Source organism: Neisseria sp. HMSC075C10 (assembly GCF_001815615.1).
GTDB lineage: Bacteria > Pseudomonadota > Gammaproteobacteria > Burkholderiales > Neisseriaceae > Neisseria > Neisseria subflava_A.
The window spans coordinates 150,753-168,966 of the sequence record NZ_KV821266.1; the positions used below are offsets into that span (position 1 = coordinate 150,753).

General features: G+C 48.9%; 31 protein-coding genes and 1 pseudogene. 2 read left to right on the forward strand and 30 right to left on the reverse strand.

Annotated features, from left to right (window positions below; translation table 11 throughout):
* Positions 1 to 14: 14 nt before the first annotated feature.
* The 28 genes and pseudogenes from HMPREF3047_RS08155 to HMPREF3047_RS08280 form a co-directional block, all read right to left on the reverse strand.
* Entirely contained in the window at positions 15 to 212 is a 198-nt protein-coding gene (locus HMPREF3047_RS08155) for a hypothetical protein (protein WP_063076052.1), read from the reverse strand.
* A gap of 2 nt (positions 213 to 214) precedes the next feature.
* Positions 215 to 1,825, reverse strand: a complete 1,611-nt coding sequence (terL, locus tag HMPREF3047_RS08160; RefSeq protein ID WP_070713253.1) for a phage terminase large subunit — start codon at positions 1,823 to 1,825, stop codon at positions 215 to 217.
* A 14-nt stretch (positions 1,826 to 1,839) separates the two neighbouring features.
* The gene (locus HMPREF3047_RS08165) at positions 1,840 to 2,346 is read right to left on the reverse strand and encodes a DUF1804 family protein (RefSeq protein ID WP_049226999.1); all 507 of its coding nucleotides are present in this window, start codon (positions 2,344 to 2,346) and stop codon (positions 1,840 to 1,842) included.
* A 1-nt stretch (position 2,347) separates the two neighbouring features.
* Positions 2,348 to 2,545: a hypothetical protein gene (locus HMPREF3047_RS08170; RefSeq protein ID WP_049227001.1), complete on the reverse strand. Its 198-nt coding sequence runs from the start codon at positions 2,543 to 2,545 to the stop codon at positions 2,348 to 2,350.
* Positions 2,542 to 2,808, reverse strand: coding sequence for a hypothetical protein (locus HMPREF3047_RS08175; RefSeq protein WP_002213614.1), 267 nt, complete (start codon positions 2,806 to 2,808; stop codon positions 2,542 to 2,544). Before HMPREF3047_RS08175 ends, HMPREF3047_RS08170 begins: the two co-directional genes overlap by 4 nt.
* An 11-nt stretch (positions 2,809 to 2,819) precedes the next feature.
* The gene (locus HMPREF3047_RS08180; protein ID WP_070713257.1) at positions 2,820 to 3,149 is read right to left on the reverse strand and encodes a hypothetical protein; all 330 of its coding nucleotides are present in this window, start codon (positions 3,147 to 3,149) and stop codon (positions 2,820 to 2,822) included.
* On the reverse strand, positions 3,146 to 3,463 hold the full coding sequence (locus HMPREF3047_RS11675) for a hypothetical protein (RefSeq protein WP_349267142.1): 318 nt from the start codon (positions 3,461 to 3,463) through the stop codon (positions 3,146 to 3,148). Before HMPREF3047_RS11675 ends, HMPREF3047_RS08180 begins: the two co-directional genes overlap by 4 nt.
* Positions 3,360 to 3,779 (reverse strand): annotated as a pseudogene (locus HMPREF3047_RS08190) (hypothetical protein). The gene HMPREF3047_RS11675 and the pseudogene HMPREF3047_RS08190 overlap by 104 nt, the downstream one beginning before the upstream one ends.
* A complete protein-coding gene (locus HMPREF3047_RS08195) occupies positions 3,751 to 3,987 on the reverse strand; it encodes a hypothetical protein (protein WP_070588120.1) in 237 nt (78 codons plus the stop codon). Before HMPREF3047_RS08195 ends, HMPREF3047_RS08190 begins: the two are co-directional and overlap by 29 nt.
* 33 nt (positions 3,988 to 4,020) lie before the next feature.
* A complete protein-coding gene (locus HMPREF3047_RS08200) occupies positions 4,021 to 4,224 on the reverse strand; it encodes a hypothetical protein (RefSeq protein WP_070588112.1) in 204 nt (67 codons plus the stop codon).
* Positions 4,221 to 4,766: an N-acetylmuramoyl-L-alanine amidase gene (locus HMPREF3047_RS08205; protein ID WP_070588113.1), complete on the reverse strand. Its 546-nt coding sequence runs from the start codon at positions 4,764 to 4,766 to the stop codon at positions 4,221 to 4,223. Before HMPREF3047_RS08205 ends, HMPREF3047_RS08200 begins: the two co-directional genes overlap by 4 nt.
* Before the next feature lie 159 nt (positions 4,767 to 4,925).
* Positions 4,926 to 5,405 carry a Mor transcription activator family protein gene (locus HMPREF3047_RS08210; protein WP_070713260.1) on the reverse strand — a complete coding sequence of 160 codons (480 nt, stop codon included), beginning with the start codon at positions 5,403 to 5,405 and terminating at the stop codon, positions 4,926 to 4,928.
* A gap of 2 nt (positions 5,406 to 5,407) precedes the next feature.
* Entirely contained in the window at positions 5,408 to 5,806 is a 399-nt protein-coding gene (locus tag HMPREF3047_RS08215; RefSeq protein ID WP_070713263.1) for a gp16 family protein, read from the reverse strand.
* Positions 5,807 to 5,952: 146 nt separating this feature from the next.
* On the reverse strand, positions 5,953 to 6,444 hold the full coding sequence (locus HMPREF3047_RS08220; protein ID WP_083315960.1) for a DUF4760 domain-containing protein: 492 nt from the start codon (positions 6,442 to 6,444) through the stop codon (positions 5,953 to 5,955).
* Positions 6,445 to 6,724: 280 nt separating this feature from the next.
* Positions 6,725 to 7,246, reverse strand: coding sequence for a host-nuclease inhibitor Gam family protein (locus tag HMPREF3047_RS08225; RefSeq protein ID WP_070713265.1), 522 nt, complete (start codon positions 7,244 to 7,246; stop codon positions 6,725 to 6,727).
* A gap of 17 nt (positions 7,247 to 7,263) precedes the next feature.
* Positions 7,264 to 7,467, reverse strand: coding sequence for a hypothetical protein (locus tag HMPREF3047_RS08230; protein WP_070713267.1), 204 nt, complete (start codon positions 7,465 to 7,467; stop codon positions 7,264 to 7,266).
* Positions 7,468 to 7,481: 14 nt separating this feature from the next.
* The gene (locus HMPREF3047_RS08235) at positions 7,482 to 7,709 is read right to left on the reverse strand and encodes a hypothetical protein (protein WP_070713269.1); all 228 of its coding nucleotides are present in this window, start codon (positions 7,707 to 7,709) and stop codon (positions 7,482 to 7,484) included.
* Position 7,710: 1 nt separating this feature from the next.
* Complete coding sequence (locus HMPREF3047_RS08240; protein ID WP_070713271.1) at positions 7,711 to 8,538, reverse strand: hypothetical protein; 828 nt, start codon at positions 8,536 to 8,538, stop codon at positions 7,711 to 7,713.
* Positions 8,535 to 8,891, reverse strand: coding sequence for a hypothetical protein (locus tag HMPREF3047_RS08245; RefSeq protein WP_070713274.1), 357 nt, complete (start codon positions 8,889 to 8,891; stop codon positions 8,535 to 8,537). The genes HMPREF3047_RS08240 and HMPREF3047_RS08245 overlap by 4 nt, the downstream gene beginning before the upstream one ends.
* Positions 8,888 to 9,085 (reverse strand): pyrophosphate-energized proton pump, encoded by a 198-nt coding sequence (locus tag HMPREF3047_RS08250; protein ID WP_070713277.1) that lies wholly within the window; start codon positions 9,083 to 9,085, stop codon positions 8,888 to 8,890. The genes HMPREF3047_RS08245 and HMPREF3047_RS08250 overlap by 4 nt, the downstream gene beginning before the upstream one ends.
* Positions 9,085 to 9,618 (reverse strand): type 2 periplasmic-binding domain-containing protein, encoded by a 534-nt coding sequence (locus HMPREF3047_RS08255; RefSeq protein WP_168165906.1) that lies wholly within the window; start codon positions 9,616 to 9,618, stop codon positions 9,085 to 9,087. Before HMPREF3047_RS08255 ends, HMPREF3047_RS08250 begins: the two co-directional genes overlap by 1 nt.
* 187 nt (positions 9,619 to 9,805) lie before the next feature.
* Complete coding sequence (locus HMPREF3047_RS11600) at positions 9,806 to 9,928, reverse strand: hypothetical protein (RefSeq protein ID WP_256388732.1); 123 nt, start codon at positions 9,926 to 9,928, stop codon at positions 9,806 to 9,808.
* Positions 9,925 to 10,080: a hypothetical protein gene (locus tag HMPREF3047_RS11440; protein WP_162837291.1), complete on the reverse strand. Its 156-nt coding sequence runs from the start codon at positions 10,078 to 10,080 to the stop codon at positions 9,925 to 9,927. The genes HMPREF3047_RS11600 and HMPREF3047_RS11440 overlap by 4 nt, the downstream gene beginning before the upstream one ends.
* Positions 10,081 to 10,179: 99 nt before the next feature.
* Positions 10,180 to 10,419, reverse strand: coding sequence for a hypothetical protein (locus HMPREF3047_RS08260; RefSeq protein WP_070713282.1), 240 nt, complete (start codon positions 10,417 to 10,419; stop codon positions 10,180 to 10,182).
* A 27-nt stretch (positions 10,420 to 10,446) separates the two neighbouring features.
* On the reverse strand, positions 10,447 to 10,689 hold the full coding sequence (locus tag HMPREF3047_RS08265; RefSeq protein WP_004520480.1) for a toxin PIN: 243 nt from the start codon (positions 10,687 to 10,689) through the stop codon (positions 10,447 to 10,449).
* A gap of 15 nt (positions 10,690 to 10,704) precedes the next feature.
* Complete coding sequence (locus tag HMPREF3047_RS08270; protein ID WP_070713285.1) at positions 10,705 to 11,619, reverse strand: AAA family ATPase; 915 nt, start codon at positions 11,617 to 11,619, stop codon at positions 10,705 to 10,707.
* 35 nt (positions 11,620 to 11,654) lie between these two features.
* A complete protein-coding gene (locus tag HMPREF3047_RS08275) occupies positions 11,655 to 13,655 on the reverse strand; it encodes a Mu transposase C-terminal domain-containing protein (RefSeq protein ID WP_070713429.1) in 2,001 nt (666 codons plus the stop codon).
* A gap of 74 nt (positions 13,656 to 13,729) precedes the next feature.
* On the reverse strand, positions 13,730 to 13,978 hold the full coding sequence (locus HMPREF3047_RS08280) for a helix-turn-helix domain-containing protein (RefSeq protein ID WP_039862369.1): 249 nt from the start codon (positions 13,976 to 13,978) through the stop codon (positions 13,730 to 13,732).
* A 237-nt stretch (positions 13,979 to 14,215) separates the two neighbouring features.
* Here HMPREF3047_RS08280 and HMPREF3047_RS08285 point away from each other — a divergent pair, with 237 nt between their 5' ends.
* Positions 14,216 to 14,935, forward strand: coding sequence for a S24 family peptidase (locus tag HMPREF3047_RS08285; RefSeq protein ID WP_070713288.1), 720 nt, complete (start codon positions 14,216 to 14,218; stop codon positions 14,933 to 14,935).
* A gap of 220 nt (positions 14,936 to 15,155) precedes the next feature.
* On the opposite strand, the gene HMPREF3047_RS08290 is transcribed toward HMPREF3047_RS08285, so the two are convergent.
* Complete coding sequence (locus HMPREF3047_RS08290) at positions 15,156 to 16,169, reverse strand: SPFH domain-containing protein (RefSeq protein ID WP_070713291.1); 1,014 nt, start codon at positions 16,167 to 16,169, stop codon at positions 15,156 to 15,158.
* 406 nt (positions 16,170 to 16,575) lie between these two features.
* On the opposite strand from HMPREF3047_RS08290, the gene HMPREF3047_RS08295 reads away from it, so the two are divergent.
* Positions 16,576 to 17,418, forward strand: coding sequence for an outer membrane beta-barrel protein (locus tag HMPREF3047_RS08295; RefSeq protein WP_070583578.1), 843 nt, complete (start codon positions 16,576 to 16,578; stop codon positions 17,416 to 17,418).
* Positions 17,419 to 17,619: 201 nt separating this feature from the next.
* Here HMPREF3047_RS08295 and HMPREF3047_RS08300 read toward each other — a convergent pair whose 3' ends face one another.
* Positions 17,620 to 18,018 (reverse strand): DUF350 domain-containing protein, encoded by a 399-nt coding sequence (locus HMPREF3047_RS08300; protein ID WP_210389033.1) that lies wholly within the window; start codon positions 18,016 to 18,018, stop codon positions 17,620 to 17,622.
* Between the last annotated feature and the right edge of the window lie 196 nt (positions 18,019 to 18,214).

The window sequence follows — 18,214 nt, forward strand, 5'->3', positions numbered from 1 at the left end:
AGACGACCTTAAAATCAATACTCTTCGCCGCGAGCCGCCAAAAAACCTTCAATTCCAGCGACAATAAAATGTAGATTTAATAGCCGCCCAGCCTTATAGCAGGAGACAACCTCTTGCAGATGTGCAATCGCTTTATCCAAACCACGCTCGAGGTACTCAACATCCTCTGTCAGCTCTTTTTCACGAGCGGTTATACGTTTTCCATCACACATTGTTAAATCTCCAACATCGGCACAGGCAAATCAATCGCCCGCGCTCTGTTTGATACATTGCCCGTCGTTGCCGCCATCCACAGCATATGCAACGCATCGGGGCCATCGTCATGGTCGGCTTTCGGGAAATGGCGCAACTGGCTGATTAAGGTCTTTTGGTCGGGGTTGAGCAAAATCAGCCCGTTTGCCATATGCGGCTGTAAGGTCTCAATCCGCAACATCTTGTCCGAAGACGGCTTGATACCGCGCACCGGGATATGCACACCCGAACGCGCCCCGCGCTTAATCAGCTCATCCTTGAGAAACTCTTGGAATTGCACCGTCTCAACCACCCACAATACCGGCTTGACCCGCGCCTCTTTTTGGATGCGGATCACGTCCTCAATAATCAAATCCGGTAGGCGTTTTTTGACTTGGGCAACGGTTACAAACAGTCGCCCCGTCGATTTTTGATAACCGCCGACCAAAATCGCCGAAGGGTCACGCCCCGCGCCCGCTTTGCCCAATGACGGGTCGAGCGCGCCGTAGTACACCAAATCGTCCGGCAACTCCGACCAGTATTTGATGTTTTCGGCAAACGGCGCATCTTCGCCGCTGACCGGGTCGTTTTGATACTCGCTGTCAAATGTCGCATGACCGTCACGGGCGCGGATTTTCATCAGCGCCAATACGCCGCGAGCCGCCCAAGAAGTGACCGCGCCGCGTTCCATCTCGTCTTTGTTGGCGAGATAAAACGCTTCGGCTACCGCCGCGCCGTCGTTGCGATACAACTCTTCCCATTTGTCCCACAAGTCCATGCGGTCAGGCCAGCGTTTCATCGCCTTGAATTTCCGCGTACTCCAAAACGGGTTATTCAAAGTGCGGCTCAACACGCTGTCGTAGTGCAGGATGGTGCCGATATAAATCACATCAAACTTGGTACCGACCGCGCCCAACGGCAAGACGGTTTGTTTAAGCCACATTTCCAGCTTGTCGCGCTGGTCGGGGTTACGCACCATCTCGTCGTTTTCAATATCATCAAGGATGGCAAGGTCGGGGCGGAATGCACCATGCACCATGCCGCGCATTTTCTTACCCGAGCCGAAGACTTGGATTTTGACGTTGGACGCGGTAACAATCGTCCCCGCCTGCCAAACCCGACCTTGTCCGCACATCTCAGGAAAGTCGGTTTTTAAACGCGGGTTAAATTCAAGTTCCGCCTTGATGGCTTCCAGCATCGGATAGGCTTGGTCGATACTGTCCATCGCGATGACGATAAACTTTTTTGCGCCGGTGATGACCGTCCAAAGCGAGAACAAGCGCGTAACCAGCGTCGATTTCGCCTCGCCGCGCGGGGCGGCATCCGCCTCGTTGATGCCTTCGGGCTGTTGTAGGATTTCGGGCAGGCGGGAAAACAGAAATTCATGTAGCTCCGACTTTTCAGACGACCTGACGTAATGCGGAAAATAGGTATTGACGAAATACTCGTACCCGTTGACCGGGTCTAATACCTTCGCCCGACGTTCGGCAATGGCTGAGGGCGATGCATCAAAGCCGTCCACCTCCGCCTCGATGGTTTGGCGAAGTTGGGCGGCATATTCGGCAAGCGACTTTAAAAACTCTTTGGACTTCATTTTTCAGACGACCTTCATCGGTATTTCTTTTCAATTTCCACGCCCAGCGGCTCGACCAGCTCGACATAAGCCTGCAAGTGTTGCGGGTATCGCTCTTTGACCACTTCTCCGAACAATTCCAACACCTCAATCGCCGTCGCCAGTTTTGACGTTTCCGGCATCACTTTGGCGTTTGCCGCCACGGTCTTGGTAAATGCGTCGGACAGGCTCGCCAACAATTTGGCGCGCTCGGACGGCATCAGCTCCTCGACCGACGTGTCTTGCAACATTGTCATCGTTGACTGGTACTGCACCAAAAAACCCGCCAGCAGCGAGCGGCTCAAGTCTTCGATGCCGCCGCCAGCCAGCGTGTAGGCGGCGCGCACTTTGTCCCAATCGTCGCCGGTCTCTTTGGCGGCACGTTTCCAACTTCGGGCGGTAGCTGTTGGGATTTCGCACATCATCGCCGCGATTTCGAGCGTCTGGCCGTCGCTGACGTACAGTCGGCGCAGCTTTTCGCGGGTTTCTTTCGGGTGTGCCATATCAGCCTCCGAACTTGGCTCGCAGCAGTTCCCAACCCGTCGTTACAATCACGCCGCCGAGACCGCCATAAACCGCAGCAGATTTCTTGCAGTCTTTCTTAATTTGCTGCAATTCCTCGTCCATGCGCGCCTGATTGGCAAGCAGGTCATCCTGCTTGGCTTCGATACGCGCCAAGGCTTCTAAAATCGGGTCGCTCATGATTTGTCTGCTTTCCTGTCCAGTTTTTCGTTTACTTTTTCCAACTTGTTTTCAATTCGTTCCAAGGCCGCCGCAATATTAGTGCTGTCTGCCTTGGCATCCTGCTTGGTGTGATAAGAGAGCTTGACCGCGTGCAGCTCCTCTTTAAGGTCGTCGATACGCTTGTCCGCCTCTTTCAGACGGCCTGAAATGCCGTTGACCCAAAACCAAAACGCCGCTGTCGCAATTGGCCACAGGGTTTTAAAACCAAATTCAAAGTCCATTTAAAACCCCTTTAAACCGGCACGTCGCCAAATACGATACGCACCGCATAGCCTTCGGGATGACGACTCGCCGCCTCGACCTTTTGGCCGTCAAAAAAGACTGAGTAATATTTCCGCAAAATACCAATCACATCAGCAGGGGCGGTCGCGGAAAACTCCACACAAAAGGTCGTCTGGAAATCCTTATCCATGCGCACTGCGTACTCAATGCCTGCCTTATCAAACAGGGCTGAAACATGAATGACAAACGGCTCTTGCTCGCGTGCGCGGCTCAATCCCAGCTCTAAATCCGCATGGCGGCAGGCGACCGTGCGTTGCACCAACTCACGATAAGTCGTCATCGCGCACCCTCCGAACCGTCAACTGCCGCTTGACTGTTGACCCAGTCGCGCCACGCTGCGTTTTGGTTTTCCAGTTCGGCAACATAGCCGCCAAACTCAGCGGCGTGTTCCAACAGCGTGGCCGTCTTGCCGTCTTTCGGCGGATTCGGGCGTACTGGCGCGACCATCAACGCGGCAGGCGGTGTCGGCATGACCGCCTTTTCGACAACCTTAATTTCCGTAGCCGAGGGCGCGGTTGTAGAGCTGCAGGCCGTGAGAGCCAAAGCCGTCAATACAATTACCGCTTGCATTTTTACGGTCTTGAGTAAGGACATTTTCGATTTCCTTTTTATTTTCCGTTTTCAGACGGCTGACTTCCGCCTGTTTTTTCGCCAAAGCCATGCCGACGGCGTGCGCCTTAACTTCATATTTTTTAGCTTCCGCGCGTGCCTGTTCCAATTCGCGCGCATAGTTTTGAGCCGACAACAGCAGGGCTTACGCCTTATCGTGCTCCATCTTGTCGATGACCGCCTGCTGTTTGGCAAAGGCCGACTTATATCCTTGATGGTGTGACACCGCCAAACCCGTGCCGATAAGTGCGATGATGGCAATCGGCTGCCAGTTATTCGCCAGCAGTTTCACGAGATTCATTCTCGACCTCCTGACGTTTGACGCTGACAAACGAGCGCGCCACCGCATAGCCGCCGACAATGCCCAAATACACCGCCCAAATTTCCGCCGATGGATCGGGCAACATCACAAACTTAAACGTCCCCGCCGCGCATGCAACGTTTGCCCATAACTTCGAATGTGAAATGCCTCCTGTCGCGGGGTTTTTGAAAATGTCAAAAATGCGCATCTTAATAACCATCCCAACCGTCAATCATATTTCTTACTTTCTCGCCTTGCGTTTACGCGCCGCACGTTTCGCGGCTGCCACGCCTGATTTACCCAAGCGCAGGCTCGGATGTTGTTTCAAAGAGCCTACCCGAACAGGGCTTGGCGTGATTTTGATTTCAGGTAACGGCGGTACGCCAAAACCGTTTTTTAACTTTGCACAATAGGCAATAGATAAAGCAATCAAAGACTTTTTCATACCTTCACCGCTCCCAATTCCATCGCAATCGCGTCCGCAATCGCGCGGCAGATGCCCCATTTAGTAGTCTTAAACAAGGCCAAATCAGTGTCGTTACTGATAAAAAACGGCTCAAACACAATGCCGCCGGCTTGTGCATAAGCCAGGCGCGAATGCTGGCCCGCATTGTCGGGTTTAAAGCCGTCTTCGCCGCGCAGTTTCCAGCCGGTAGCCTTCGCAACAGCCTTGCTCAGCACCTGACACCAGCGTTTGTTTTTGACGGTACTCAACGCCTCAATGCCCGTAGCTGCTTTGCTGACGGCCGCATTGGTATGGAACTCAATCGCCAAATCCGAGCCGCGAATCAGTTTTACAGCCTCGCGCAGCGGCATATTGCCTTTGCCCGTGCCGTCGGTTTTAACGGTCAAGCCGTAGTCATCGCGCAAAATAGATGCCACGATGTTGCGCATATCCTGCGCCAAGTCCGCCTCACGGTCGGAGCCGTTGACCGCGCCCGGGTCGGTGTTACTGTGTCCGGCGGTTAAAGTTACAGTTTTGCCCATAAACATCTCCGAAAATCAAATCACAATTTATTTTCAAAACCTTATTTAACCTTTTCAGACGGCATAAGACGGTCGGCACAAATGCACTTACTGTTCCGCAGACAAAAAAAGCCCTGCAAAAAGCAGGGCAAAGGTCCACTCACAAGACACACAACACAATCAAGCTGCAAATAAATCCGTCTGCGCTCTTGCCGCCGCATTGCGGTCGGCCTCTTTCAAAATGTATCGGATATTGCGCGTTGACAGCCGATGAGCCAACACCAGCTCGCGCACAATAACCAAATCGCTCAAACCCTCCGCGCTCATCGCATCATACTGGCGGCGGATAAATCGGTTGCGTAGCTCGCGCATCGCGTCCCAGCAGCGCGGAATGGCCAAGAAAGGTTGACCGGCATAGGCTCGCTCCAACCGCCCCGCAGCTTCCTCGCCGATGTCCTCGACCAGTTGCGCGTGCAAGATTCGGCTCTGACGAGTATTGCGACGGCGGTTGGAAATTGGATAATTTGTGCCACCCCAAACCTTGACCATGTGAAAAGTCGCTTCCAGCCCGATGACCGTAATCATCGCCACCACGCTCTGCGGCAGAAGATGTTTCACATCCTCAAAATCCTGCTCTGTCATTTCCCAACTTACACTCATTCCTATACCTCCTTCTTCTTTCGGTTTGCCGCAATCTGTAGCGCTGCCACCAGCTTGTGCATATTGCCGTCAGACAACCATTCCACGCGGTCAACCTTAAACATCTTTTTCGCCGTACCGTGCGCATAATTCCAGCTCCAGCCGTTATCCAGCAGCAGGGCTTCGATTTTGCGCATCATCGGGTCGGCAGATTCACGGCGGTTCGGCCGTCGGCCTGCCGTTTTTTTCGGCGTAAACCCATGCTGGCGCAAATCCTCGACCACGCGTTCCAACTCAGGGATACTGCACTCGGTACAAGACCGCTTGCCCGTCACACGCTCCAACACCGCGCGATATGTACCGTCATCCAAGCCCAGCTCCTTTTGAGCAATCTTAATTTTCGCAATCAACGCCCGGCGCATTTCAACCCCAAAAACACAATATATTGATTAATTAGCGCATATTATACAGATAAAATACTATATGTTGTAGTAAACCGCTGTTTTTTTTGCGAAACGGACAGGCATAAAAAAGGTCGTCTGAATAATTCAGACGACCTTTGCAATAATTAATGTTTTACTTTAAGCGGTTTTTTCTTCCACTTTTTCGCCAGTGTCTCAAATTCTTGGAATGCTGTTGGCGAATTACGTTTTCTTCTTATTTCTTGAATAAACCCATTCAAATTATTCCAATCTCGTAATAAGATAGAATATTCAAATTCTTTGAAAAGCGGCTCATGGAAAGCACCACGCAACACACCGGCAGCAACAAATTCGCGTTGATTAAGTACCTTCAGGATGTTTTCCCTATCTTCACGTGTTCCTTCAGCTTCTGCAATGTATGTTGAAAAGATACAGCCTTCTGTCTTAGCCATTTCATTGACACGGGTAATGGCTTTTTGCAGTGCCTCGTCGTTACGTTGCATGATAATCAGATCGATTGTAGCTCGTTTTTTGGCATTTTCAGTATTCCTAAATATTCCATAGGCTGCAATGAAAACGCCGATAACTGTCAGTATCGGCGTGATATATTCGTAACAATTAGAAACTAGTTCAGTCATTTCCGTCCCAACCGTCTAAGTATTTTTTATCCATCTTTTTCCTTTCTAAATTACTTATTAGTGCAAATTTGAAGCACCGCTTGATTTTAATATAAACCGTATAATTTGGCGAATTCGGTACGAGTAGTTGATTTACCACTGCCAGTATAGAATCCAATATATTGTGCCGATTTAGAAATATTGAGGTAAAAGTAGCATATCTAGTATTGTAAAAATTTAACAACGGTTTTAACAGTTTGTTAAAACCGTTGTTAAATTCCCTGTTTAATTTAAAACACTTCTACGCCAACTCCTGCTCAGTAGGCTCAATCACAAAATCCTCAAGCCCCGACACAATCTTAATCCCCGGCACCTGACCATTCGCAAACTGCTCGCGCTCATTCAGGATGGCGTCTTTGTCGATTTCCTGCTTGGTGCGGATAAAGCTTTGATATGCTGTTTTTTCAGACATCCAAGCCAAGACGGCGGCCACGCCCGTTACCTTGACGGATGGCGGACGGATGCGCCATTTAATCAGGCCGGTAGTAAAGTCCACGGTTTTGGTTTTACCGTTTTCCGTCAGCTCGTCCTTATGTGCCTCGCAGTAGGCGGCCACACGTTCGGTCAGGCTCATGATTTCGGCACACATCGGCGCGGCTTTGGCGGCATATTCTTCTTCGATGACCGCTTTTTTGTCTCCTGCCTCGGTTTCCAGGCGTTTGACTTCGCGCTGCAAGTCGCCGATTTTGCGGATAAACGCAGTAACTTCCGCTTTGTCTTGTGCCGCTTCGATAGCGGGCTGTTTGATTCGGGTTTTAGCCATTTTCTTTTCCTTTCGTTCTAAAAATCTTGATCTGATAAGTCTCGTAAAATTTGACTTAAAAAATTCTCGTGGAGGGCTGTTTGCCTTTTCCTCAGATAGCCGGCGGCGGCATGTCCGGCAAAGATTGCAGGAGTTTTTCCACTTTCCTCTTCCAATCCTTTGATTTCAAAATCAAATAAGTCTTTGGTACTATCTTTAATGGTAATAATGACTTTAGCCATTTTCTCTTCCTTCCTTAATTGAAGATTTTTTGATATGCCTGGATTACAGCCAATTGATTTGATGCGTCGATTACGAATTTGCGACGATCTTTTTGGGCATCACGTAACATACTTGCAATAAATTCCGTGGTTAGCCCAGCAATCAAATCAACTTCGTCAATTTGCTTACCCATTGGGATTTCGGGGAGTTCTATCTTTAACTTACCGTTTTCATTACTAATTTTAAAAACATACACTTTCATTTCACTTTCCTTTCTTGTTTAAAACATCTTTCACTTCCGCCATTTTCTGACGGCCTTTTTCTTTGTCCGGCGCGGGCTTCGCCAGCATCGCCCTCGGTATCAACCGTGGCGGTAGGTTGCGGCGCAGTTCGGCGGGTTGCGGCCATGTTTCTGCCGCCTGCAACACCTTAAACCCCGTCTGAATCCGTATCGGGTCATACTCCGGCGAGACGATTTCCTTGGCTTCCTTCAGTTGCCGATACCAAATTTCTGCGACTACCGGCAGGTCTTGCGCTGCGGGGCGGTTGGGCAGATTGAGTGCGGCGAGCAATGCAAATCCTGCCGCGATTTCCTGTTTCGCCCAATCATTCCCCGCCCATTCGCCCAAGGCTGCCACACCCTGCCGCAGCCTGGACGGCGCACTACCTTCGCCCCCTCTCCCCGTGGGAGAGGGCTGGGGAGAGGGCAATCCCGAACCCTGCCACTGGCTCACAATCTCCAACAAATAACCATGCGATTTAAGCGGCAGTTTCAGACGGCCTTGGTCGCGGGCATTAACGGTTTCATTAAAACCGTGAATCCAAGCCTCGGTAGGGGCAGGAAAACAAACCCCGTCACGCGCCGCCTCCTGCGCCTTAATCATCGGCAGCAACTCATTCAGCAGTTTCGCGGTACGCGCCCAAGAGAGCTGGGACTTGGCGGGGCGGAACAAACCGATATACCGTATCGCCGCCTTGCCCAATTCCGCATCCATCTCCAATACAGCCTTTAATACCGCCGAAGCCTCCGCATCATTGATTAAGGTGTCCAGGCTATGCACCGCACCGCAGTTCGGGCATTTGATGTTCATTGTTTATCCTTCCAAACATCGCCACCAGCCTGTACATTTCCATTGCCTTTTACGATCTGGACATTGCCTGCCAAGTGATTTTCAAGTTCGGCTTGCTTATCGATCCATGCTTTAAAATCTGACCAAGTTTCAAACTTAGTTTGCTTGTCACGCATCAACCTGCCCAACTTAATGCCCAGATAAGACAAAAACATCAAACCGCTGATAAATGTCCAAAACACTGAGGCTGACCAATGGCTGATATACACACAAAACCCTAACATCGCCCCAGAGAAAACATCCTTAATGATGCTTTCCAAAACACTTTCACTCGCGTTGTACACAACAAAGTTTTTACCTCTTATTTCAATCATTTAATCACCCCAAGAATCGCCAAAAACGCCACAAGGACAACAATCAACCCAAAAAACATACCGCAGGCATCCAAAACAACAGCTTTAGTCCGCTGCTTAAACCAGTTTTCAATCAGGCTCATCAGTGCCAAAACCACCAGTGCCAAACCAATCAGCCCGCAGATCAATAGATAAATCATCATTCCGGTAGTCATCACATCTCCTTCCACTCTTCCATCACATCATCCAAGGCTTCGCGGTAATTGCTTCCATAGCCTCTAATGCCATATTCGGTTAAGCTGCAACAGGTTTTCTGGCCATTTTGTTTTGAAAATTCGGCTGACCCGACTTCCATTAAGAAATCCAATCTTTCTGTATCCTTTACAGCCTGTTTAAATTTCGGCGAGAAATCCAAAACATTAGATTCTTGGTCAATAATGTCGTTATTCGAAGACAGCAAGGTATCCAATACGGTCATAATCCAAGGCAAATTGGCATTGCTTGACTTATATTCCAAAGCTTCAAACACTTCATCCGCAGGTGCATCACTCAGATATTCGAAATCATCTTCATCCTCTGGGTCGGCAGGTTGATAAACCGGATTCAAACCCTGCGCAATTTTGTTTAAAAACGAGACCAGTTCCCATACTGCGTCAATGTCTTCTTTATTTGGTCTAGTGATATTCATCACGCTTCCTCCCATAAATTTATCGCCCGAGCCAAAGTTTCCGCCTCGGCAGTCTTCCACATCCCGTCCGGCGCACGCGCAGCGATTACAAAGCCTTCGCCGTCTTTCTTCATGATCATCAGCTCGCCACGGTCTTCGAGCCATTCGGTAATTTCTTTTTAATTCATTTCTTAAATTCCTTTTAAATCAATACCTTATATTTTCAATAAGGCAAAAAAATATAGAGCAACATCAACGGCTTACCGTTTTAATTGTCGTCATACCCGTCATGACATTTGCCTATCATGTGCAATACGACGATTCGGGCCAGCATTTCAAGCCAAATCCCCAGCAGCACCAACACAGCCAATCCGACAACAAACCAAATCATTTTTTCTCCTCCTTCTTCTCGGCAGGCCGTCTGAAACGCGCCTGATATTCCTCAATTTCGCGCTCTCTGTTTTTTTGCGCCATTCGCGCCGTCGCACGCCTGCGGTGTTGTCCCCAAGCCTGCCAATCCGTATTACGTCGTCCAAAACTCATTTCACACATCCTTTCACAATCGCCTTATCGCCATATTTCGCGCGGATTTCCTTGACCGCCCGATCCAAAGCCTCTTGTTTCGCCGTAGGGCTCAATGGCTTATCGCTCATAAACAATCCCTTTCATTTTTTCCTCCGTACTCATCGCCTCGTATTGCTCGCCCAAGGCTTGAGCCTCCAAATCCGCCATCCGCTCGCGGCGTGACATTTCCAACTTCGCCGCCGATACCACCGGCTTAGAGCAGCTGTGCAACATTGTTCCCACCAAAACCGCCCAAAACAACAACCAAAAAGCCAAACCGATCCACTTGGTTTTTCGTTCGCAAAACAAATTAGACATTTTCCTATTTCCTTATAAATCAATTACTTAATATTTTCTCAAGGCAAAAAAATTATTGCGTACCCAATCCGCCTTCACTTGAGCAGCCCATTCCTTGGCTTCCTCTTTGCTCTCGAAGCGTTTCCGCAGTCGGCGGATTTGCAACCATGCGAAGCCTTCTTTCCGCTTGCCGCGTACATCAGCCCGCCAAATCTTCCGCCGTTTATGGGTTTCATAATCGTGCCAAGTGTCCTCATAGACTCCGGCGTGTACCGCATATTCGTGTCTCATTTCAGACGGCCTTTCTTATCGGATAATCAGGGAGCTGTATTTCTTAACAATACCGGCCTGCATCTTGATACCGTTCTTGTTCGCCGTGCGTACCGCGCCGCGCATCAATTTGCTCATCCGGCGCGTATTACCGTTGCTATGTTTAACCAGTTCCAAGAGCGTTTCTTCGTCCGCATCAGGCAAAGCCGCTTCCGCAATCTCAAAGAGTTCGTCATCCGGCAAAGATTCGCCCAAATTCAGCGCAACCGACACTCGGCTATAAAGCTGTACCAGCTCGCCATGCTTACCGCGCAGGTTGGCCACCAGTCGGGGCATACCGCTCAACACCAAGCCGCAGCCAGTCTCGTCGTGCAGACGGCGTACAATTTCAAGGGCGCGTAACGGCAGGTTTTCCGCTTCATCGACCACAATCAGACGGCCCGAATCGCGCAGGCGGTCAGATACAGACTCAAACAAATCATTCAGGCTGCCCATCGCCGATACCTTCGCCGCCGTCGCCAACTTGCGCATCAGGACCAAAGCCGTAAAGCTCGGATTAGCCTCAATCAAGATAGCCGCAGGGTTTTTCTCGCAGTAGTTTTTGACCGCCTGCGTCTTGCCCAAACCCGCCTGACCGTAGATCACCACCGTTTCGCCGCCTTCGTGCGCATCGCGCATCACTTCCGCGATTCGGCGGGTCGTCTTAGTCGATACAAAACCCAACACCAGCTCTTCACGTCGCGCTTTGCTGTCCTGCATCTCCAAAAACGCCTCGATTTTCGGCTCGATGGTTTCATAATTTCCGCCTTTATCGGCATAAGTGCCGTTCAGATACATACTGATGGATGCCGGCGAAGTACCGATACCGCGTGCCAGTTGGGTTTGGTTCATGCCTGATTTGGCTTTAAATTCAGCCAGTTTTTGTTGCAATGTATGATTGATTTGTTTCATTTTTTTAGTCCTTTTAAAAGAGGTTTAAAACCGTTTTAACTTCTATCCGCCTCAAACAACACAAAATCGTCTGTGCCCGTTTTCGGCAATACCGCATACTCCGCCTCGATGACGTTTCCGCCCAAATGTCCCAGCTCGTCCCAAACCGCAGCCTGTTCCAAAGCCGGATTGACTTCCGCGTTTGCGAGCTTGATTGCATTTTCCGCCCGCTTGATTTTGCCTTTTCGGCGTTTTTCCGCCAGTTGGTCGATACGAGCCGTCGGGAAAGCCTCGCGGGTATTGCCGTTGGCCTGCGCCTTAGTGATAAACTTGCCGTCCATATCAAACACATTGACCGCCGACGCATCGTCCAAATCGTAGCTGACCCGTACCTCGTCCTTGTGATACTCCGCCAGATCGACTGAAAAATAAGAGTTGTTGAACAAATCCAGCCAACCGCGCTGTACTTTTCGCACTTCCTGCGGCATAAACATCGTCGCCAGCTCTTCCGCCGACAACATATCCGGCGCGATACCGTCCTGTTCCAGCCTCATTTCCCGATAAGCCTTCGGCGAATAATGCCCGCCGTCCGGATGTCGGGGCAGCTCGCCGTGCGGACGGTTGTTGTAATCATCGATACACTTGACCACATCCGCGATAAAACGCGACCAGCTCGGCAGTTTTTTCAAATATTTCTGTTGTTCCTCCGTCAAATCCTTGCCTTTTTCCAAAGCATTAAAAGCACTTTCCATCTTGCGGTACATCAGATTCTTCGTGCTGCTGTCCATCCCTGCACCCGCAAACGTCTCATACTGGCGCGCCATCTCAATCAGATTGTCTTTCCACCATCGCTCAATGATGCCGCGCCCTTGCGGATTGCCCGCGATACCCGTTTCATGCCGGATACCCAGTCGGGACGTGATACCTGTGATTTCATGGTCTATCGTCTTGCCGGTTTGGCCGCCGCCGTTATCCGAGTAGTAGATGATCGGCAAACCAAAGTGCTTGACCCCGATACGCAGAGCGTCCGATACCGCCACACAACTTTCAGCGAGAGATACCGAAAAACCGACCACAAACCGCGTACAACCATCAATAATCACCGTCACTTCCGGCTTAAACGGCCTGCCGTGTACCGGATGCGCCACCTTCGCTTTAAAGCTATGGCCGTCGCCGATCCAAACATCGTTCGGCTTCAAAGCCCCCCAATCACGTTTCACATAAGGCAGCAGCGATTTATAAGCCGCCCCCGTTTTCCTGCCGCGCTCCTGCATAATCAACGGCAGCTTGTCCCAAACGCGCCGCACCATACTCAAATTAGGCACATCATTGACCGGCATATTTTCCGCTTCAGCCCACTGCACAAATCGGCGGTAGCTGTGCGCCAATTTTGGCGCGGACGGAATATTGTGAAACTGCAAAAACATCGGCAACCAACCGTAGCTCTCAATCGGCTTAACCGCCTTCGTCGTCTTCGGAGCCAAGGCAACCAACCGCTCCGTCGCGTTTTCCGCCTTAAGGTAGGCAGAAATCCAGCCGTCTAAAGTACGTTCGCCAACCTTCGCCGACCGGCTGCGGTCATTGGCCTTTTCCAAGTTCCCAAGCGTGACCGCGTCCAACTTACCTTCTGCCAGCAAGCCCAAAAACTGAGCCACCGCAGCCTTGGCAGAGCAACCGTATTGGTATTTAATCCCCAATACCGCCGCCACCACCGCACATCGCGCATCCGCCACCGACCGTTGTTTCTCGTTCAACAGCTTGGCCGCTTCAGCCAGTGCCTGAGCCGACATCGCCGTCCCCGGTCTGACTTGGGGCAAGGTTTTCGGCATCTTCTCCGCCAGCTCGTCCGACTGCCGTTTCATGATGGCGGCTCGGATTTCGGCGGGGAGCGAAGCGATTAAGTATTTTTTCAGACGGCCTCCACGCGCTTTGCCAACTTCTTCGATGTACGGCCAGCCTTGTGTCTTAGCTCGTTTTTCAATCGCCTGTCTTGATACTTGTAGATTTGGCAACCGTAAATTTGCGAGTTCTGATGATGAAAGACTATCTGTTTGCATATAAAACTCCACTTATCCCGCTTTTAGTTCATTTGTAATCATTTGCATGATTTCTTCTAAACATCTGCGTATAATTAGTGCGAAGCACTTAATACTGGCTTGAAATTACGTTCTTCATAACGTGTCGGCCAAATTACTTCGGGTGGGACGCCTATTGCATCTGCAATGATTTTTTCTCCTTTCAAATAAGGGAATTGCAATGCGCCTTTCAATGTATTTGGCGACAAGCCGGATGCAACACTAAGAGCTCTTACTGACCAACCACGTTTTTTGAGTGCTGCAACAATATCTGCGCGGTGCCAATCTGCGTTTTTTTGTACCATTTCACTTACTCCATACGTTAAACCGTTTTTCTAACCGTTTGTTCTTGGTTGATTGAATAGTATATGCAACCAGATAAGATGTAAAGCGGTTGCATAGAGAAAAATATAAGCTTTCGCTTAGTTTTTCTATATGTTTTTGTTTATTAAACGAATTAATTTTATGCAACCAAATACATTTAGTTGCATAGAAAGTTGCATAGATATTTTTATGTATGCAACCACATATAGAGATAGCTTATGAATACTTTTAAAGAAAGATTGACCTACTTATGGCGCGATAACCCAAAGCCTGCGGTTATTGCAAGAGATATTGGAATGAGCCCGCCCGGATTTAACCGGATTTGGTATAACGACGGCCTTCCAAACACTGAAACCCTTATAAAGATTCAAGAATCTACCGGGTGTGACTTAAACTGGCTGCTGACCGGCAAAGGCTTGCCGTATCTCGATAAAGCCAGGCCGGAAAACGCCGGAGCATTCTCTGTAAGCAGAAATTCTGATGGAATCACCGACACTATGGGCAACCCTGTCGACTTGTCGGAGTTTGTATTCGTGCCGCGCTACAACGTAGCCGCAGCAGCAGGGTATGGCGCACCGGTCTTCGGCGAAGAACCTTTATTCTGCTTGGCCTTCCGGAAATATTGGATTGACAACTATGTGACCAAACAGCCGGAAAAGCTGTCTGTAATTACCGTTAAAGGCGATTCGATGGAGGGCGTGCTCAATCATGGGGACTCCATCCTCATCAATCACGCCGAAACCGACCCGCGTGACGGCCTATATGTCTTGCGTATAGGCAATGACCTCTTTGTCAAACGTGTGCAACGCATACCGGGCAAACTGCTTGTAACGTCCGAAAATCCACGTTACGCACCGTTTGAAATAGATTTAAGCAATACCCAAGACGACATCGCCATCATCGGACGTGTTGAGTGGTATGGCCGGAGTATTGATTAAATCCATTTTAAAACCCTCTTAAAATAGTTTTAAAAAATTCCCTAATCCCGTCAGCTTTCAACAAAAAACCGCGCATTCCGGCGCGGTTTTGTGAAAAAGCTGGCGTAACTTTTCCGGATACAAAAAAACGCCGAAATCCACGTCTTTCGAAGATTTCGGCGTTTTTTTACTCTATTTGTTCCTTGTGCAAAAACTAACAGTCCCCCACACCTTCAATTGATTAACCAATCAGCTGCTTCAACACTTCAGCCTTGGCCTTATCAAAATCTTCTTGCGAAATCAAACCGCCATCCAGCAAAGACTTGAGTTTCACCAATTTAGCCTGCGGATCTTCGGCAGCCGGCTGAGCATTTTGCTGAGCCTGTTGCGTATTCGGCTGCATCATGCCCGCCATGGCACCCGCCATCGCCTGACCAATACCGGCACCTACGCCCAAACCTGCACCGATTCCGGCAAGTCCGCCTTCATTTTGTGCCGCAAGTGGGATAGATTCGGCGGTTTGATATTGGGTGTAGCGTCCCAAATCGCCGATAACGCCCATTGAAATTTTCTTATCCAACGCAGCCTGAATAGACGCAGGCAAGGTAATGCTTTCAACAGTGAAGTTTTCCAGCGCCAAACCCAGCTTGGCAAATTCCGCGCCAAGCAATTCGCCGATTTTTTGCGACAGCAAAACTTGGTTCGCCGCCATATCCAAGAATGGGATACCGGAGCTGCCAAACGCGGCCGACAATTGGGTGACTGCAATATTGCGCAGTTGGTTTTCCAAATCTACGCCGCTGTATTGCGCCGCCACACCGCTGACTTCTTTAAAGAATTTTGCCGGGTCGCTGATGCGGTAAGAATACATACCGAACGAACGCAGTTGCACCGCGCCAAACTCGGCATCGCGCACGGTAACTGGTTGGGACGTCCCCCATTTTCGTGCGAGCTGTTGTTTGGTATTGAAAAAGTAAACATCCGATTTAAACGGAGACTCAAAAAGCTTGTCCCAGTTTTTCAAGTTGGTCAGCACTGGCAGCGTTTGCGTATTGAGCGTATAACGTCCCGGCCCGAACACATCGGCGGTTACGCCTTCATCGACAAACATCGCCATCTGCGCCTCACGCACAGTCAGGCTTGCACCGTTTTGGATCTCCTCATCGGCAATCGGAAAACGCCACATCAGCAGGCTGTCATCGGGATTCGGCCATTGAATGACGTCGATAAACTGTTTCTTGATAAAGTTGAACATCGCAGTTCCTTATTTGAAGAAGAAGGGATAACTTATGGGCAGTCAGGTCAATTTGCCTGGTTGGTTATATCTCTTATTTTATATAAATAGAATGTCATACGATATTAACATTCAAAATGTCTTTATGCATGGGAATAGAGTGAGTGGCTGTATCTATTTTTAGTGTTAAACCCACTAACCGACCCAGAAACATTAATATATCATTAAAATTCATGCAGACTCTGTTTTACACTATTTTTCTGCTTTTACCTGCGCTATATCATAAAAAAGACAAATACAGGTAGAAAATCATTAAACACCATACCAAGCGTTCACTACACCTGTTAATATTTACCAAATCCTAGAAATTCATCATGCTGTATTTTCAAATTATCACATTGGCTTTCATAAAGTAAAAGGAATTTATATGAAAAATTCTGCTCATTTCTGTTTTGCTGTGTTAGTACTCTCTGCTGCCGTAAGTACACAGGCTGCCCGCCCTGTTGAATTTACCGTTGGTAGCGAATATTACAACGAGACCTATCGCGAATACGAAAAAGATGGTAGTCGCTTAATGCAGCAAAAAGGCAACTTATGGTCTATTAATGCCGGCGTAAAATACCGCTTCAACGATCGCCATGCGGCAAAATTAGAAGGCCGTTATTCGCGCGGTAAAACAGATTACACAGGAAGCGTACAATATATAACCGAGGATTATATCGACGATTCAGCAAGTTATGGCTCAGCTACACTCAAAAATGCACCACGCCGCGCATACGATATCCGTGCCTTATACGAATATACACTCCCGATTAATGATCGCTTTAGCATTACTGCCGGAGCCGGCTTGGGACACCGTGTTCTGAGAGACTTAAGTAGCCGCATTGATCCTAATGATTATGACCGCAAAAACCGAACCACATATGCGCAAATCAATACCGGAGTAAATATCGCCCTTCCTGCAAACTTTGAGATATCTCCCCGCATTGCCTACAATCGTGCCGTAAAAGGCCGCCAATATTCTTACGAACCCGACCAGGTAGAAACCCGAATGAAACAAGGCGGCGGACAAGGGATTGAGGTTGAAGTGCCTATATCTAAAAAATTCGCTAACGGCTCCAAAATCAGCCTCACTCCATTCTATCGCGGCTGGAAAGTTAAAGAATCGAACCTTACCGTTACGGAAGAGTATGACTCATATGGATTGGGATCTATAGAACCTAAAAACCACACCCACGAAGCGGGCATAAGATTGCAATACTCTTTCTAATTTGATGAGTTTAAGTAGTTAAAACGTTTCAGACGGCCTTGTATATAACAGGCCGTCTGAATTTTTTGATACTTTCAGAATTTCACTATAACGCCAATACCATCAGGCATAAGCCATTATCAGTCAAAAAAATCTACCGATAATTTCTCCAGGCAGGAGTCAGGATCAGCACATCTTTTGCTATCCAACCGACCATCAAAATCAAGTCAAGCAAGCCGCATTCAAAATGCCGATCGAGATGGACACTGCACCAAACAGCGCGCCGACGGCGACATTGTTGCCGATAAGTTCTGGGGTAGCGTCTTTAATCATCATTGTTGCAGCGAAATAGACAAAAATCTGAATCACTGCTGCGGCAAGTCCCCACAGGATAAAATCGATGAAGCTGACGCTGTGTGCAATGCTTGAGGCAAGCGTCAGACAGAAACCGACCAACGCGCCGCCAAACGATAAGGCGCAGGCAAGGTTGCCGTTTTTAATCAGGCGCAATTCTTCGGCGGGGGTAATCCGCAGATATACGGCACCGAAAACTACAGTCATGGCGATACCTGCCAACATATATTGCAGGTACAGCAGATATTGGGACAGAGAAATACTCACGATAAGATTCCTTAGTTTGCAATAAAGTGATTATGCCATATTTTTGAAGATAAACCCTTCTGAAAATACGGCATTTTAGAAGCGCTTCAGGCCGTCTGAAACAGCCTGATTTTTAATTCATGTTTTATTACGATAATTGTTGACGATTTTTGTATGTTTATGTAACTATTGCGCACTGCCATTTAATTAGAGTAAA

What these genes read in the sequence shown, in the direction of transcription:
- HMPREF3047_RS08155 (WP_063076052.1), bottom strand. Translation starts at nt 212, where the DNA reads ATGTGTGATGGAAAACGTATAACCGCTCGTGAAAAAGAGCTGACAGAG.
- terL (WP_070713253.1), bottom strand. Translation starts at nt 1,825, where the DNA reads ATGAAGTCCAAAGAGTTTTTAAAGTCGCTTGCCGAATATGCCGCCCAA.
- HMPREF3047_RS08165 (WP_049226999.1), bottom strand. Translation starts at nt 2,346, where the DNA reads ATGGCACACCCGAAAGAAACCCGCGAAAAGCTGCGCCGACTGTACGTC.
- HMPREF3047_RS08170 (WP_049227001.1), bottom strand. Translation starts at nt 2,545, where the DNA reads ATGAGCGACCCGATTTTAGAAGCCTTGGCGCGTATCGAAGCCAAGCAG.
- HMPREF3047_RS08175 (WP_002213614.1), bottom strand. Translation starts at nt 2,808, where the DNA reads ATGGACTTTGAATTTGGTTTTAAAACCCTGTGGCCAATTGCGACAGCG.
- HMPREF3047_RS08180 (WP_070713257.1), bottom strand. Translation starts at nt 3,149, where the DNA reads ATGACGACTTATCGTGAGTTGGTGCAACGCACGGTCGCCTGCCGCCAT.
- HMPREF3047_RS11675 (WP_349267142.1), bottom strand. Translation starts at nt 3,463, where the DNA reads ATGTCCTTACTCAAGACCGTAAAAATGCAAGCGGTAATTGTATTGACG.
- HMPREF3047_RS08195 (WP_070588120.1), bottom strand. Translation starts at nt 3,987, where the DNA reads ATGCGCATTTTTGACATTTTCAAAAACCCCGCGACAGGAGGCATTTCA.
- HMPREF3047_RS08200 (WP_070588112.1), bottom strand. Translation starts at nt 4,224, where the DNA reads ATGAAAAAGTCTTTGATTGCTTTATCTATTGCCTATTGTGCAAAGTTA.
- HMPREF3047_RS08205 (WP_070588113.1), bottom strand. Translation starts at nt 4,766, where the DNA reads ATGGGCAAAACTGTAACTTTAACCGCCGGACACAGTAACACCGACCCG.
- HMPREF3047_RS08210 (WP_070713260.1), bottom strand. Translation starts at nt 5,405, where the DNA reads ATGAGTGTAAGTTGGGAAATGACAGAGCAGGATTTTGAGGATGTGAAA.
- HMPREF3047_RS08215 (WP_070713263.1), bottom strand. Translation starts at nt 5,806, where the DNA reads ATGCGCCGGGCGTTGATTGCGAAAATTAAGATTGCTCAAAAGGAGCTG.
- HMPREF3047_RS08220 (WP_083315960.1), bottom strand. Translation starts at nt 6,444, where the DNA reads ATGACTGAACTAGTTTCTAATTGTTACGAATATATCACGCCGATACTG.
- HMPREF3047_RS08225 (WP_070713265.1), bottom strand. Translation starts at nt 7,246, where the DNA reads ATGGCTAAAACCCGAATCAAACAGCCCGCTATCGAAGCGGCACAAGAC.
- HMPREF3047_RS08230 (WP_070713267.1), bottom strand. Translation starts at nt 7,467, where the DNA reads ATGGCTAAAGTCATTATTACCATTAAAGATAGTACCAAAGACTTATTT.
- HMPREF3047_RS08235 (WP_070713269.1), bottom strand. Translation starts at nt 7,709, where the DNA reads ATGAAAGTGTATGTTTTTAAAATTAGTAATGAAAACGGTAAGTTAAAG.
- HMPREF3047_RS08240 (WP_070713271.1), bottom strand. Translation starts at nt 8,538, where the DNA reads ATGAACATCAAATGCCCGAACTGCGGTGCGGTGCATAGCCTGGACACC.
- HMPREF3047_RS08245 (WP_070713274.1), bottom strand. Translation starts at nt 8,891, where the DNA reads ATGATTGAAATAAGAGGTAAAAACTTTGTTGTGTACAACGCGAGTGAA.
- HMPREF3047_RS08250 (WP_070713277.1), bottom strand. Translation starts at nt 9,085, where the DNA reads ATGACTACCGGAATGATGATTTATCTATTGATCTGCGGGCTGATTGGT.
- HMPREF3047_RS11600 (WP_256388732.1), bottom strand. Translation starts at nt 9,928, where the DNA reads ATGATTTGGTTTGTTGTCGGATTGGCTGTGTTGGTGCTGCTGGGGATT.
- HMPREF3047_RS11440 (WP_162837291.1), bottom strand. Translation starts at nt 10,080, where the DNA reads ATGAGTTTTGGACGACGTAATACGGATTGGCAGGCTTGGGGACAACAC.
- HMPREF3047_RS08260 (WP_070713282.1), bottom strand. Translation starts at nt 10,419, where the DNA reads ATGTCTAATTTGTTTTGCGAACGAAAAACCAAGTGGATCGGTTTGGCT.
- HMPREF3047_RS08265 (WP_004520480.1), bottom strand. Translation starts at nt 10,689, where the DNA reads ATGAGACACGAATATGCGGTACACGCCGGAGTCTATGAGGACACTTGG.
- HMPREF3047_RS08270 (WP_070713285.1), bottom strand. Translation starts at nt 11,619, where the DNA reads ATGAAACAAATCAATCATACATTGCAACAAAAACTGGCTGAATTTAAA.
- HMPREF3047_RS08275 (WP_070713429.1), bottom strand. Translation starts at nt 13,655, where the DNA reads ATGCAAACAGATAGTCTTTCATCATCAGAACTCGCAAATTTACGGTTG.
- HMPREF3047_RS08280 (WP_039862369.1), bottom strand. Translation starts at nt 13,978, where the DNA reads ATGGTACAAAAAAACGCAGATTGGCACCGCGCAGATATTGTTGCAGCA.
- HMPREF3047_RS08285 (WP_070713288.1), top strand. Translation starts at nt 14,216, where the DNA reads ATGAATACTTTTAAAGAAAGATTGACCTACTTATGGCGCGATAACCCA.
- HMPREF3047_RS08290 (WP_070713291.1), bottom strand. Translation starts at nt 16,169, where the DNA reads ATGTTCAACTTTATCAAGAAACAGTTTATCGACGTCATTCAATGGCCG.
- HMPREF3047_RS08295 (WP_070583578.1), top strand. Translation starts at nt 16,576, where the DNA reads ATGAAAAATTCTGCTCATTTCTGTTTTGCTGTGTTAGTACTCTCTGCT.